This is a genomic window from Modestobacter sp. VKM Ac-2978, assembly GCF_026968025.1.
Lineage (GTDB): Bacteria > Actinomycetota > Actinomycetes > Mycobacteriales > Geodermatophilaceae > Modestobacter.
In genome coordinates this window covers 143,363-156,263 of sequence record NZ_JAPVBP010000009.1, presented here as the reverse complement: position 1 = coordinate 156,263, position 12,901 = coordinate 143,363, and the positions used below count along the sequence as shown (strand labels likewise).

The following is a 12,901-nucleotide window of genomic DNA, read 5'->3' as shown; positions in this document are numbered from 1 at the left end:
TGCGGGGGACGACGACCGGTGGTGGCTGATGGCCGCCCGGCGCGCCCGGCACGACCCGCCGGTGCCCGAGGGTCACCAGATGACAGCGCTGCGGTGCCTGGTCATGATGAGGCGCCCAGTGGCGCAGCTCACAGTCGAGCAGTCGGGAGACGTCCTCATGACCCAGTTCCAGCACCGCTCCACCCGGCTCTGCGCGGTCACCGCCGCTGCGACCCTGCTGGTCGGCGGGTGGGCCGGCACGGCCGGTGCCACGGACGACCGGCACGGACCCGAGGGCCCGGTCGCCCCGGGGTTCCAGGAGGTCCAGCAGTCGCCGTCGCTGCCGGCGGTGCCCGCCCGGGACATCGAGTGGACGGTCGCCGACCCGGCCTTCGACTACGACCCCGCCACCGGGCAGCCGGGTGAGGCGTTCACCCCGCTGCTGGACGCGGAGGGCCAGCCGCGGACCCGGGTCCTGACCGGCGTGGAGAAGGGCGCCGGCTACCGGATCGAGGTGCCCACCGAGGGCTGGAACGGGGACGTGGTGTTCTGGGAGCACGGCTACCGCGGCACCGGGACGGTGCTCTGGGTGGACAGCCCCTCCTTCGAGCTGCGCCAGGCCTACGTCGACGCGGGCTACGCCTGGGCGGCGTCGTCCTACTCCGCCAACCGGTACGACATCCGGGCCGGGGTCACCTCGACGGAACGGCTGGCCCGGCTCTTCGACCGGCTCGTCGCCCCGGCCGACGACCGCTACCTGCAAGGGGTGTCCATGGGCGGCCACATCATCGGTGCCCTGGTGGAGCGGGAGCGGGTGGACTGGGCCGGTGCCGCGCCGATGTGCGGCGTGATGGGCGACCTGGCCCAGTTCGACATCCGGCTGGACTACAACCTGGTGGCGCAGACGCTGGCCGAGGTCGACGCCTACCCGGTGACCTCGACCGAGGACTACCAGGCTGCGATCGCGGAGATCAAGGCGACCCTGGGGCTGCCCACCTCGCCCACCGGGCCCAACCCCGAGCTGACCGAGCGGGGGGAGACCTTCCGGGACGTCGTGATCGACCTGACCGGCGGCCCCAGGCCGGCCGACGAGGCCGCCTTCACCTACTGGGAGGGGCTGACCTTCAACCTGGGCCGGTTCGCCGACGACCCGACCGGGACGCTGGGCGGGCTCACCGCGGGCTCGGTGGCCGAGAACGCCGACCGGCTGTACCCGACCACCTTCACCTTCCCGGACGGCTCGACGCTGAACTCCCGGATCGAGCGGGTCGAGGCGGCGCCGGGCACCCGCAAGGAGACCGGGAAGGCGCCGATCATCCAGCTGGACGCCGACTTCTCCGTCCCGGTCCTGTCGGTGCACACCATCGGTGACATGTTCGTGCCGTTCGAGCACCAGCGGATCTACGCCGCCGAGGCCGCGATCCAGGGCACCGGCGGGCTGCTGGTGCAGCGGACGGTCCGGTCGGTCGGGCACTGCGAGTTCAGCCCGGAGGAGGCGGCACAGACCTTCACCGACCTGGTGACCTGGGTCGAGTCCCTCGAGGAGGGCGGCCCGGTGGTGCGGCCGGCAGGGGAGGACGTGCTGAACCGGAACGCGGTGGCCGAGGCGGACCTGGGGTGTGCGTTCACGGTGCCGCAGACCGGCGGCACCCGGGACCTCTTCCCGGCCTGCCCGGTGGCCGAGGAGCAGGCGGGCGCCGGCTCCTGACCGCCGCGCTCCGGCCGGCAGCCGACGACGCCCTCGGCGGGGATGGACTCCGGTCCCCGCCGAGGGCGTCATCGTCAGCAGGCCGCGGTCACACGGCCCACCTGCTGGTCACCCGTCCGCCGGGAGCACCTCGGAGCGGTAGAAGGGCTGCGGCCGCTCCTCCACCACCTCGAAGTTGAGCGTCTCGACGAACTCCCGGCCACTCGGGTCGACCGCCCGCACCGTCGCGGTGTGCGCGCCGACCGGCAGGTCCGCCGGCAGCGGCAGCCGCCACAGGTGGCTGGACTGGTCGGCCCACAGGTCCTGCTCGATCGGCTGGGTCGGGCCGGGACCGAACTTCTCGCCCCGGTAGGCCTCCCAGCCCTGCGCCCGCTCGTTGCCCGACGTGCTCGCCAGGGAGTAGCGCCCCACCTGCATCTGACGCACCAGCGCGTAGGGGTCACCGAACTCGGCGCCCTCCAGCACGCCCTCACCGGTGGCCGACTGGGTGCGATCGGCTGTCACCGGCTCCTGCTCGCCGATCTGCACGGTCACCTCGGTGGCCGTCTGCCCGTTCCACACGTTGGCCGTCAGATAGCTGTCCGTGGCCAGGTCGGCCGGGGTCAGCAGGTTGAGGTCCCCCAGGTCGTTGACGTTGACCGGCGGCACCGCCATCGGATCCGGCGCCTCGAGCTCGGACTGGCCGGTACGCCAGGCTGCCAGCGTGTCGTACCAGCTCCGGAAGAAGGGCGAGTTCACCGACAGCGTCATCTGCTCGTCCTCGGGACGTCCGGTGGCGCGGTAGGTCTCCTGGTAGGAGTTGCCGTCCAGTTCGAGGTTCATGTAGCCGGGAGGGCCTCCCTCGCGCTGGATGGCCTCCGGGATGATGCCGCTGTTGCTGCCCGCGGTGCTCAGGTCGCCGGTCCACCAGGAGCCGGACGCGGCGCCGACGGTCAGGTGGCGGAAGGGCGCGGCGTCGAGGTCCAGCAGCTGCGTCCAGCCCGCGTAGCTGTCCCCGGCCGAGAGGTTCTCGACGACCTGGGTGTGCCCGGAGACCGACAGGGCCTCGCGACCCTCCAGGAGCTCGTAGAGCCTCTTCACGTCGTCGGTCTGGTGCTTGATGAACTCCTGGTCCAGGTACGAGATCAGCGGGATGTGCGTCGCGATGACGACGAGCTTGTCCTTCGACACGTGGGCCAGGTCGTTGGCCAGCCAGGTCAGCTGCTCCTCGCCGATCAGCCCGGTGTAGGTGGGGTGCTCGGCGTCGTTGCAGAACTCGTGGTCGCCATCCGCGTTGTCCTCGGCGACGCACGGGTACTTGACGTTGTCGAGACCGACGAAGTGCGTGTCCCCGATGTCGTAGGAGTAGTACTCCGGGCCGATCTCCCGCTTGTAGGTGTCGAAGGAGTGCTCGTCCTCCGTGGCGTCGTAGTCGATGTCGTGGTTGCCGGGGACCGCGCGCACCGGCATGCCGGCCAGGCTCATGACCTCCTTGATCCGCGGGTAGAGGCCCAGGTCGTCCCCGGCGACGTCGCCGACGATGAGCGCACCGCACTCGCCCAGGTCGTCCCGCTGCTCGAGGTCGTTGACGACACCGTCCCGCAGGAAGCCGATCTCCTGGTTGCTGTAGGTCTGGGTGTCACCGATGACGGCGCAGTCGATGGGGTCGTCGCCGGTGTCCGCGGACTCGACGAGCGGGAAGTTGATGGCCTCCGGCAGCGGCCCGGTGGGCGGCAGCCCGTCGAAGCGCAGTGGCGGGGAGCCCTCCGGCAGGTGGTGGTAGAAGAACTGCGGGAAGTTCTGCTCGTCCAGCGGGACCTCCCAGCCGGCCGGCTTGGTGACGAAGACGGTCATCCCGTCGTAGGCGGGCAGCTCGTAGTCGCCGTCGTCGTCGGTCTCGACCACCTCCCGCCCGTTGGAGACCAGGACACCGGCGACACCGGCCTCCCGGTCGCCGCGAGTGCTGTCCCGGTCCGCGTCCTCGTAGACGGTGCCCCGGATGACCTGCGGCTCGTCGCTGCCCGCGCGGACGACCTCGACCTGTCCGACGTAGGGGGCTGTCTCCTCCCCCCCGTCACCGGTCGCGGTGTCGCTCGCCGCCGCGGTGGTCATCGCCCCGATGAGCAGCGTCGCACCCACCGTCAACGCGAGGCCGCCGGCCAGCAACGGGACGGCCTTCGTGTGTGCCTTCCGTACCAACACCATGAACCTCCTGCAGACGGGCTGATGGGGTGCCCGGCGACAGCTCTCGCCGCGCCCGGCCAGACTCCGCCGCCGGTGGTTACCAGCAGGGGTACGGCAGGCGAGGATCACGCGCACGTGCGGGGACGACGGGGCCCCGCGGGCGTGTCGCCGCCTCGGGCGCTCCCGTGCCGGCTCGTGGTCGGGCACGGCCCAGATGGACGGCTGCCGGACACCGTGCGTTCGCCGTCCGATCACGCAGGTGGGACTCCACCCGCGGTGTGATGGGTGAATGCGTCGATGGCCGTCTCGCGCGCGTGCCTCCCGCTGCCTCACGTGGGTGCTGGCGTGCCTGATCTGCACCAGCGGGCTCGTGGTCACCGCCGGGCCGGCGCTGGCCCATCCACTCGGCGACTTCACGGTCAACACCCACATCGGCGTTCGGGTGGAGCCCGCCGCAGTCGTCCTCGACGTCGTCGTGGACATCGCCGAGGTCCCGACCCTGCGGGCCTTCCCCGGGCTCGACGCGGCCTCGGCTGCCGCCGGGGACGCAGTGTCGGAGGCAGACCAGCGCGCCTACCGGGAACGCATGTGCCCGGCGCTGCGCGACGCGGTGGACCTCCAGGTCGGCGGGGCGCAGGTGGAGCTGGCGGACGACGGCAGCTCGTTGAGCTTCCCGCCGGGCAGCGCTGGGCTGGCCACTGCCCGGCTGGAGTGCACCCTCCGGAGCGTCCAGGAGCTGGACACCGTCGGGCAGGAGGTGGTGCTGATCGACCGCATGGCGGTGCAGCCGGTCGGCTGGCGCGAGATCACCGCCGTGGGTGACGGCGTCGAGCTGGCTGCGAGCGACGTGCCGGACCGCAGCGTCTCCGACGTGCTGCGGAACTACCCTGAGGACCTGCTGGACGACCCGCTGGACCAGCGCGGGGCGACGCTGAGCGTCGTGGCGGGCAGCGGGATCGTCACCGGTCCAGTGGCTGGGCCAGGCGGCGGACCGGGACCGGAGCCGTTGCGGGGGCTGGACCCCATGACGACGGCGTTCATGGACCTGGTCTCCGCCACGCAGCTCAGCGTCGGGTACGGCGCGCTCGCCATCGTCCTGGCGCTCCTCCTCGGGTCGCTGCACGCCGTGGCCCCGGGGCACGGCAAGACCCTGATGGCGGCCTACCTCGTGGGCCGGGAGGGCTCGCTGCGACAGGCGGCAGTGATCGGTGCCTCCGTCACGGTGACGCACACCGCCGGCGTGCTGGTCCTCGGGGTGCTGCTCTCGGTCGCCGCGGTGACCGCGCCCGAGCGGGTCTATCCCTGGCTGAGCCTGGCCAGCGGCCTGCTGCTCGTCATGATCGGGCTCGCGCTGCTGCGCGGGGCCTGGCGCCGCCGGTCATCCGGCACGGACGACGGTCATGCCCATGCCCATGCCCACGGCCACGGCCACGGCCATAACCACGGGCACGGGGGAGACCTGGCGACCGCGAGTGCGACCCGGGAGGGAGCGGCAGCACCTGGGCCGGTCGCCGTCGCGACCTCGGCCGGCGCGGTGGCGCGGCCCGGGGACCGCGGGTCCTCCAGCGCCCAGTCGGGCGAGGGGGTGCGCGGGGGTCACCGCAGCCTGCTGGCCGTGGGCTTCGCCGGTGGCCTGGTGCCCAGCCCGTCGGCGCTGGTGGTCCTGCTGGGGGGCATCGCGCTGGGCCGGGCCTGGTTCGGGGTGCTCCTCGTCCTGGCCTACGGGATCGGGATGGCGCTGGCGCTGATGGGTGCCGGCCTCCTCGTCGTGCGGGCCCGGGACCGGGTCGAACGCTGGTCCTCGGCGCGGCACCTCTCCGGCGGGCGCACCGGCGCGGTGCTCGCCGTCGCCCGTGCACTCCCTCTCCTCACCGCCGTGCTCGTCGTGGTGATCGGCGTCGGCCTCGCCGTGCGGGCTCTCGCGCAGGTGTGAGCGGCCGGGTCCGCACGGTCGCTGGGTGGACCCGTGCTGGCCCGTTCCGACGGGCACGGGCCGCTGACTAGGGTCGGCGCGTGCCGCCCGACGCCCGCACCGCCACGCTCCGGGACGCCGTCGGGCTCGGTGTGGCGGTGGGGCTGTACGGGGTCGCCTTCGGTGCGGCGGCGGCCGGCGCCGGGCTGGACACCTGGCAGGCGGTGGCGACGTCCGCGCTGATGTTCACCGGCGCGTCCCAGTTCGCGATGATCGGCGTGCTCGGTGCCGGCGGGGGAGCGTTCTCCGCCCTGGGCAGCGCCCTGCTGCTCGGCACCCGCAACACCGTCTACGGCGTCCGGCTGGCCCCGATGCTGGCGCCGCAGGGCTGGCTGCGCCGGGCCGGCGCGGCGCACTGGGTGATCGACGAGACGACGGCGATGGCGGTCGCCGCACCGGACCGGGAACTGGGCCGGCTGGCGTTCTGGGTCACCGGCGCCACCATCTACCTGGGTTGGAACGTCACGACCCTGGTCGGCTCGCTGGGGGCTGCGGCGCTGGGCGAGACGGCGCAGGCCGCGCTGGACGCCGTCGTGCCCGCGGCCTTCCTGGCGTTGCTGTGGCCCCGGCTGCAGCGCTCGGCGCGGGAGCCGGGCGTGCAGCGGCGGGTGGCCCTGGGCGGCGCGGTCGTCGCGCTGGCGCTCACCCCGTTCGTGCCGGCCGGGGTGCAGGTGGTGCTCGCCGTGGTCGCGGTGGCGCTGGCCGGCCGGCCGCGGACGGCGGCGTCCCCGCAGGAGGGGGCCGCGTGAGCACCGGGACGCTGTGGGCGGTGGTGCTGGCCGGCTCGCTGGGCTGCTACCTGCTGAAGCTGGCCGGGCTCTCGGTGCCGGCGGCCTGGGTGGAGCGGCCGTGGGTGACCCGGGTGGTGGAGTTCGTGCCGGCGGCGCTGCTGGCCGCGTTGGTCGCCGTCCAGGCCGCGACGTCGGGGCCGGACCTGGTCGTCGACGGGCGGCTGGTCGGTCTCGCCGTGGCCGCGGTCGCGCTGGCGCTGCGGGCACCGTTCATCGTCGTCCTGGTGCTGGCCGGTGCAGCCGGTGCGCTGGTGCACGTCGTCACCGGGTGACCGGACCGGTGGGGTCGCCGTCCCGCGCCGTGGGGACGGCGACCCATCCGGGTCAGCCGGCCGACGGGGCCTTGACCGACAGCACCGGGCACTCGGCCTCCAGCAGGATGCGCTGGGCGTCGCTGCCGAAGACGAGCTTGCCGGTGGGCGACCGCCGGCGGATCCCGATCACGATGAGCGAGGCACCCAGCCGCGCCGCCGTCGCCACCACCTCGTCCGCCCCGTTCTGGCCGCCGACGTGCTGCTCGAGCTCGAAGGTCAGGCCGGTCTCCTCGAGCAGGCCGCGGACCTCGGCGAGGTCCTCGGGACTGGCGTACGAGGGGTCGACGTAGGCGTCCCCGCGCGAGGTGTTCAGCACGTGGAGCTGCTCCCCGCGCAGGTCGGCCTCCTCCACCGCCGCCCGCAGGGCCGCGCGGCCCTCCGGCTTGGGCACGTAGCCCACCACGATCGTCACGACGAACTCCTCTCGGACTCGGCAGGCGTGGCGGCCACGGCGGCCAGCTCTGCCTCGGTACGGGCCTGGCGGCGGCGGAGCCACCAGCCCAGGAACAGGAAGACCACGAGCGCCGCGTACACGACCGCCGCGAAGGGACTGGTGACCAGGACCGTGGGGTCGCCCTGGCTGATGGCCAGGGCGCGGCGGAGCTGCTCCTCGGCGATGGGGCCCAGGATCAGCCCGACCACCGCCGGCGCGATCGGGAAGCCGAAGTTGCGCATCGCCCAGCCCAGCAGACCGAGGAGGAACAGCAGGACCAGGTCCTCGGTCGAGGCGCCGACGGAGTAGCTGCCCAGCGCGGCGAAGGTGAGGATGCCGGCGTACAGGTAGGGCCGGGGGATCTGCAGCAGCTTCACCCAGATGCCCACCAACGGCAGGTTCAGCACCAGCAGCAGGACGTTGCCGATGTAGAGGCTGGCGATCAGCGCCCAGATCAGCGCCGACTCGTCCTGGAACAGCAGGGGCCCCGGCTGGATCCCGTAGCTCTGGAAGGCGGAGATGAGGATGGCCGCCGTCGCCGAGGTGGGGAGCCCGAGGGTGAGCAGGGGCACCAGGACCCCGGCCGCCGAGGCGTTGTTGGCCGCTTCCGGGCCGGCGACGCCCTCGATGGCGCCCTTGCCGAACTCCTCGGGGTGCTTGGAGAGCTTCCGTTCCGCCGAGTAGGACAGGAAGGTCCCGACCTCGGCCCCACCGGCCGGGAGGGTGCCGATCGGGAAGCCGATGGCGGTGCCGCGCAGCCACGGCTTCCACGAGCGGCTCCAGTCCTGCTTGGTCATCCAGCCCTTGCCCGCCGGCACCAGGGGGATGGGGCCGCGGCGCATCCGGGAGGCGACGTAGAGCGCCTCCCCGACGGCGAAGACCCCGACCGCCACGACGACGACGTCGATGCCGTCGGCGAGCGCGGGCAGCCCGAGGGTGAACCGCTGCTGCCCGGTGAGCGTGTCGGTGCCGACCAGGCCGAGGAAGAGCCCGATCCCGAGCGAGGCGATCCCCCGGGGCGGGCTGGAGCCCAGCACCGCGGCCACCGTCAGGAAGGCGAGCACCAGCAGGGCGACGTAGTCGGCCGGGCCGAGCTGGACCGCCAGGCGGGCGATCGTCGGCGCCACGAGGGTCAGCGCCACGGTGGCGATCGTGCCGGCGACGAACGAGCCGATGGCCGCGGTGGCCAGCGCGGCCGAGCCCCGGCCGGCCTTGGCCATCCGGTTGCCCTCCAGGGCGGTGATGATGGAGGAGGACTCACCGGGGGCGTTGAGCAGGATGGACGTGGTCGACCCGCCGTACATGCCGCCGTAGTAGATGCCGGCGAACATGATGAAGGCCGCGGTGGGCTCCAGCGAGTAGGTCAGCGGCAGGAGCAGCGCCAAGGTCATCGCCGGGCCGATGCCGGGCAGGACGCCGACGGCGGTGCCCAAGGTGACGCCGATCAGCGCGTAGAGCAGGTACATCGGCTGCAGGGCGGTGGCGAACCCGTCGAGCAGCGCGCCGAAGTCACCCAAGGAAGCTCACTCCCTCCAGCGGTCCGGCCGGCAGGTAGAGGTCCAGCAGCTGGGTGAACAGGACCTGGGTGGTGAAGGCGAGCACGGCCCCCACGAGCACGGGCCGCCACCAGGGCCGGGCGCCCAGCGACCAGGCGGCGCCGGCGAAGAGCACGGTCGCTGCGATGGGCCAGCCGAGGGGTTCCACCAGGACGACCAGGGCGGCGAAGGACCCGGTCAGCTTGAGCACGGTGGGCCAGTCGGTGGTGGCCGTCGGATCGACGTCCTCCCCCTCCTCGGCGGCGCCACCGCGCCCGCGGGCCAGGTCGACGAAGAGCGCGAGGGAGGTGAGCACCAGCAGGACCCCGACCGCGTACGGGAAGGCCTGCGGGCCCACGGTGTTCACCGAGCTGGGCGCGACGATGGTGCTGGCGTCGACCAGGGTGAAGACCCCCAGCGCGAGCAGCCCCACGGGGAAGGCAGCCTCTGCCCAGGACCACGCCCGCCCCGGCGTACCGGTACGGGCGTGGTCCTCAGCGGCTGCAGAAGAGCTCACTCCACCAGCCCGATGTCCTGCAGGACACCGCGCACCCGCTGCTGCTCCTCCTCGAGGAAGGCGTCGAACTCGTCGCCGGACAGGTAGGTGTCCTCCCAGTCGTTGAGCTCCAGCCGCTCCTGCCAGGCGTCGGACTGCACGGCCTCGTCGACGAGGTCGATCAGGTTCTGCCGGGCCTCGTCGGACAGGTCAGGCGGTCCGACGACCCCGCGCCAGTTGCTGAGCTCGACGTCCAGCCCCGCCTCGGTCAGCGTGGGTGCGTCGATGCCCTCGACCCGCTCGGCGCCGGAGACGGCCAGCGCGCGCAGCTCGCCGGCCTCGATCTGCTCGGCGTACTCGGAGATCCCCGAGATGCCGGCGGAGACCTGGCTGCCCAGCAGTGCGGCCAGGGACTCACCGCCCCCGGAGTAGGCCACGTAGTTCAGGTCCTCGATCGGCACGTCACCGGCCTGGGCGATCAGCCCGGCCAGGATGTGGTCGGTCCCGCCGGCCGAGCCGCCGGCGATCGACACCGCCCGGCCGTTGGCCTTCATGTCGTCGACCAGGTCCTGGATGTCCTGGTACGGCGAGTCGGCGGGGACGACGACGATCTCGTCCTCGGCCGTGAGCCGCGCGATCGGGGTCGTGTCCTCCAGCGTGGCCTGGGACTGGTTGGTCTCGATGGCGCCCAGCATCACCAGGCCCATCACCATCAGGAACTCCTCGCTGCGCTCGTTGGCGAGCTCGGCCAGGCCCACGGTGCCGCCGGCGCCGCCGACGTTGGTGACCTGGGTGCTCCCGGCGAGCTCGGCCTCCTCGATGGAGGCGGCCAGCGCCCGGGCGGTCGAGTCCCAGCCGCCACCGGGATCGGCCGGGGCCATCAGCTCGAGCCGGTCGACCGCCGCCTCCGCGGTCACCTCGCCGCCACCGGAGTCGCTGCAACCGGTGAGCAGCCCCAGGAGCGCGGCGCCGGCCGCAGCGGTCAGCCGCCAGGGGCGGGCGCCGGAACGTGGTCGTGCGCTGAGGGTCAGGGACATCAGGTGGACCTCCTCGTCCGCCGGGCCGGGATCGGCTCGGTACAGGTCGGACGCTAGGAAGGCCGCAGGCCGGTGGGAACGTGACGGTCGTACTGGTTGTTTCGGTCTTTGTGGTCGGCGCCACATTTAGAGGTGCCGAGCGCACACTGGGCCGGTGCGCCGCCGGACCATGCCCCTCGGGCTCCAACTGCTGTTGTTGCAGGTGGGCATCGTGCTGGCCACCGTGTTGCTGGCGGGCGCGGTGGCCGTGCAGCACCAGCAGGAGCAGATCCGCGACGCCTACCGCCAGCAGGTGCTCACCGTCGCCAAGAGCACGGCCCGGCTGCCCAGCGTCATCGACGCGTACGGCAGCCCCGATCCCAGCGCGACCCTGCAGCCACTGGCCGAGCTGCTCCGGGAGGCATCCGGGGTGACCTTCGTCGTCCTCACCGACGCCGACGGGATCCGCTACTCCCATCCCGATCCCGACCGGATCGGCGAACCGGTGTCCACCGATCCGAGCCCCACGCTGGCCGGCGAGGTCTTCGTCGGCACCGAGCAGGGGACGCTGGGCGAGTCGCTGCGCGCCAAGGTGCCGGTCCGTGACGGCTCCGGACAGGTGATCGGCGCGGCCTCGGTGGGCATCCTGGAGGCCCAGCTCGCCGCCGAGTTCCGGCAGGAGGCGCCGGTGCTGGTCGCCTGGCTGGGCGGCGCCGCGCTCTTGGGGTCGCTCGCGTCGTGGTTCGTCGTCCGGCTCGTCCGCCGCCGCATCTTCGGGCTGGAGCCGGAGGAGATCGCGCGTCTGCTGGAGACCCGGGAGGCGATGGTGCACGGCATCCGCGAGGGCCTGGTCGCCGTCGACGACCGGGGCCGGGTGGTCCTGGTCAACGACGCGGCCTCGCGACTGCTCGGCCTGGGCGACGACGTGGTGGGCCGCCCCGCCGCCGAGGTGCTGGACGCGGCGATGCTGCCGCTGGTCGGCGGTGAGCGCGCGGTGACCGACGAGCTGGTGCTCGCCGGGGAGCGGCTGCTGGTCGCGAACCGGACCCCCGCGGTCGTCGGCGGCCGCCGGGTCGCCGAGGTGCTCACCCTCCGCGACCGCACCGAGCTGTCCAGCGCCCTGCGTGAACTGGACGGCCAGCGCAACCTGACCAACACCCTCCGCGCCCAGGCCCACGAGTTCAGCAACAAGCTGCACGTGATCCAGGGGCTGATCGAGCTCGGCCGGGAGTCCGACGCGGTGGCCTTCATCGACCGGGCCGGGGGTGGCCAGCTGCTGGACGGCCGCTCGCTGGCCGCGGTGGCCGACCCGGCGGTGACCGCGCTGGTGCTCGCCAAGGCAGCAGTGGCTCACGAGCGGGGCATCGCGCTGACCCTCGCGCCCGGGAGCTCCCTGGCTGCCGGGAGCGGGGACGACGTGGTGACCGTGCTCGGCAACCTGCTGGACAACGCGATGGACGCCACCGGGAACGGCGGGACGGTCATGGTCTTCCTCGGTTCGCAGCCGGACGGCGGGCTCGTCGTGCGGGTGGACGACGACGGACCGGGTGTGGCCGAGGCGGACCGGACCCGGGTCTTCGACGTCGGCGTCACGACCAAGCGGCCGGCCGACGCCGATCACGGCCGCGGCATCGGCCTGGCGCTGGTGGCGAGGATCGCGGCCCGTCGCGGCGGCTCGGCCACGGTCACCGCCGCACCCCTGGGCGGAGCCCGGGTCGAGGTGCACCTGGGCGCCGCCTCCCCGGCGATGGCCGAGGCGGCGGCGCCGTGACCGGCGGAGGCGCGGTGCGGGTGCTGGTCGTGGACGACGACTTCGCCGTGGCAGCGGTGCACCGCGGCTACGTCGAGTCCGTGCCCGGCCTGGAGGTGGTGGGCGAGGTGCACCGGGGCGTCGAGGCGCTGCAGGCCGTCCAGGTGCTCGCCCCCGACCTGGTGCTCCTGGACATCCACCTGCCGGACCTCTCCGGCGTCGAGGTGCTGCGGCGGCTCCGGTCGCTGGCCGGCCCCCAGCCCGACGTCATCGTCATCACCGCCGCGCGGGAGGTGGAGACCGTCCGGGCGGCGATGACCACCGGCGTCGTCGACTACCTGGTCAAGCCCTTCTCCCTGGCCGCCTTCCGGGAACGGCTGGAGGCCTACCGGGCGCACCGGGTGGAGGTCCTGCGCCGTACCGCCGAGCCGGGGCGGGGGTTGCAGCAGAGCGACGTCGACCGGCTCTTCTCGACTCGGCGGCGGGTCAGCGAACCGCTAGCGGCGACCCCGCTCCCCAAGGGGCTCTCGCCCCGGACGCTGGAGTTCGTCGCCCGGACGCTCGCCAGCAGCCCCGCCGACGACCTGTCCGCCGGTGAGGTGGGGCAGCGCTGCGGCCTGGCGCGGGTCAGCGCCCGGCGGTACCTGGAACACCTGGAGCGGTCCGGGCTGGCCGCCGTCCGTCCCCGGTACGGGGCTGCCGGGCGTCCGGAGAACGGGTACCGCTGGACCGGCTGACGGACGC

The 12,901-nt window shown here is 73.5% G+C and carries 11 protein-coding genes; 6 read left to right on the top strand and 5 right to left on the bottom strand.

The window, feature by feature from the left end:
* Positions 1–157 precede the first annotated feature (157 nt).
* Positions 158–1,687, top strand: a complete 1,530-nt coding sequence (locus O2W53_RS20350) for an esterase (protein ID WP_269164885.1) — start codon at positions 158–160, stop codon at positions 1,685–1,687.
* Between the two features lie 108 nt (positions 1,688–1,795).
* Here the strand turns inward: O2W53_RS20350 and O2W53_RS20345 are convergent, their stop codons facing one another.
* Entirely contained in the window at positions 1,796–3,871 is a 2,076-nt protein-coding gene (locus tag O2W53_RS20345; protein ID WP_269164884.1) for a calcineurin-like phosphoesterase family protein, read from the bottom strand.
* A gap of 316 nt (positions 3,872–4,187) precedes the next feature.
* On the opposite strand from O2W53_RS20345, the gene O2W53_RS20340 reads away from it, so the two are divergent.
* The 3 genes from O2W53_RS20340 (at position 4,188) to O2W53_RS20330 (ending at position 6,885) form a co-directional block, all read left to right on the top strand.
* Entirely contained in the window at positions 4,188–5,783 is a 1,596-nt protein-coding gene (locus O2W53_RS20340; protein ID WP_269164883.1) for a nickel/cobalt transporter, read from the top strand.
* 80 nt (positions 5,784–5,863) lie between these two features.
* Positions 5,864–6,571, top strand: coding sequence for an AzlC family ABC transporter permease (locus tag O2W53_RS20335; RefSeq protein ID WP_269164882.1), 708 nt, complete (start codon positions 5,864–5,866; stop codon positions 6,569–6,571).
* Complete coding sequence (locus O2W53_RS20330) at positions 6,568–6,885, top strand: AzlD domain-containing protein (RefSeq protein ID WP_269164881.1); 318 nt, start codon at positions 6,568–6,570, stop codon at positions 6,883–6,885. The genes O2W53_RS20335 and O2W53_RS20330 overlap by 4 nt, the downstream gene beginning before the upstream one ends.
* 52 nt (positions 6,886–6,937) lie before the next feature.
* Here O2W53_RS20330 and O2W53_RS20325 read toward each other — a convergent pair whose 3' ends face one another.
* Genes O2W53_RS20325 through O2W53_RS20310 form a run of 4 tightly spaced genes read right to left on the bottom strand, consistent with a single transcriptional unit; the run spans position 6,938 to position 10,428 of the window.
* The gene (locus O2W53_RS20325) at positions 6,938–7,339 is read right to left on the bottom strand and encodes a universal stress protein (RefSeq protein ID WP_269164880.1); all 402 of its coding nucleotides are present in this window, start codon (positions 7,337–7,339) and stop codon (positions 6,938–6,940) included.
* Positions 7,336–8,877, bottom strand: coding sequence for a tripartite tricarboxylate transporter permease (locus O2W53_RS20320; RefSeq protein WP_269164879.1), 1,542 nt, complete (start codon positions 8,875–8,877; stop codon positions 7,336–7,338). The genes O2W53_RS20325 and O2W53_RS20320 overlap by 4 nt, the downstream gene beginning before the upstream one ends.
* Positions 8,870–9,412 carry a tripartite tricarboxylate transporter TctB family protein gene (locus O2W53_RS20315; protein ID WP_269164878.1) on the bottom strand — a complete coding sequence of 181 codons (543 nt, stop codon included), beginning with the start codon at positions 9,410–9,412 and terminating at the stop codon, positions 8,870–8,872. Before O2W53_RS20315 ends, O2W53_RS20320 begins: the two co-directional genes overlap by 8 nt.
* Positions 9,409–10,428, bottom strand: a complete 1,020-nt coding sequence (locus O2W53_RS20310; RefSeq protein ID WP_269164877.1) for a Bug family tripartite tricarboxylate transporter substrate binding protein — start codon at positions 10,426–10,428, stop codon at positions 9,409–9,411. Before O2W53_RS20310 ends, O2W53_RS20315 begins: the two co-directional genes overlap by 4 nt.
* A gap of 154 nt (positions 10,429–10,582) precedes the next feature.
* Here O2W53_RS20310 and O2W53_RS20305 point away from each other — a divergent pair, with 154 nt between their 5' ends.
* Together O2W53_RS20305 and O2W53_RS20300 are read left to right on the top strand one after the other, a co-directional pair.
* Positions 10,583–12,178: an ATP-binding protein gene (locus tag O2W53_RS20305; RefSeq protein WP_269164876.1), complete on the top strand. Its 1,596-nt coding sequence runs from the start codon at positions 10,583–10,585 to the stop codon at positions 12,176–12,178.
* A complete protein-coding gene (locus O2W53_RS20300; RefSeq protein WP_241175832.1) occupies positions 12,175–12,894 on the top strand; it encodes a response regulator in 720 nt (239 codons plus the stop codon). Before O2W53_RS20305 ends, O2W53_RS20300 begins: the two co-directional genes overlap by 4 nt.
* Positions 12,895–12,901 lie beyond the last annotated feature (7 nt).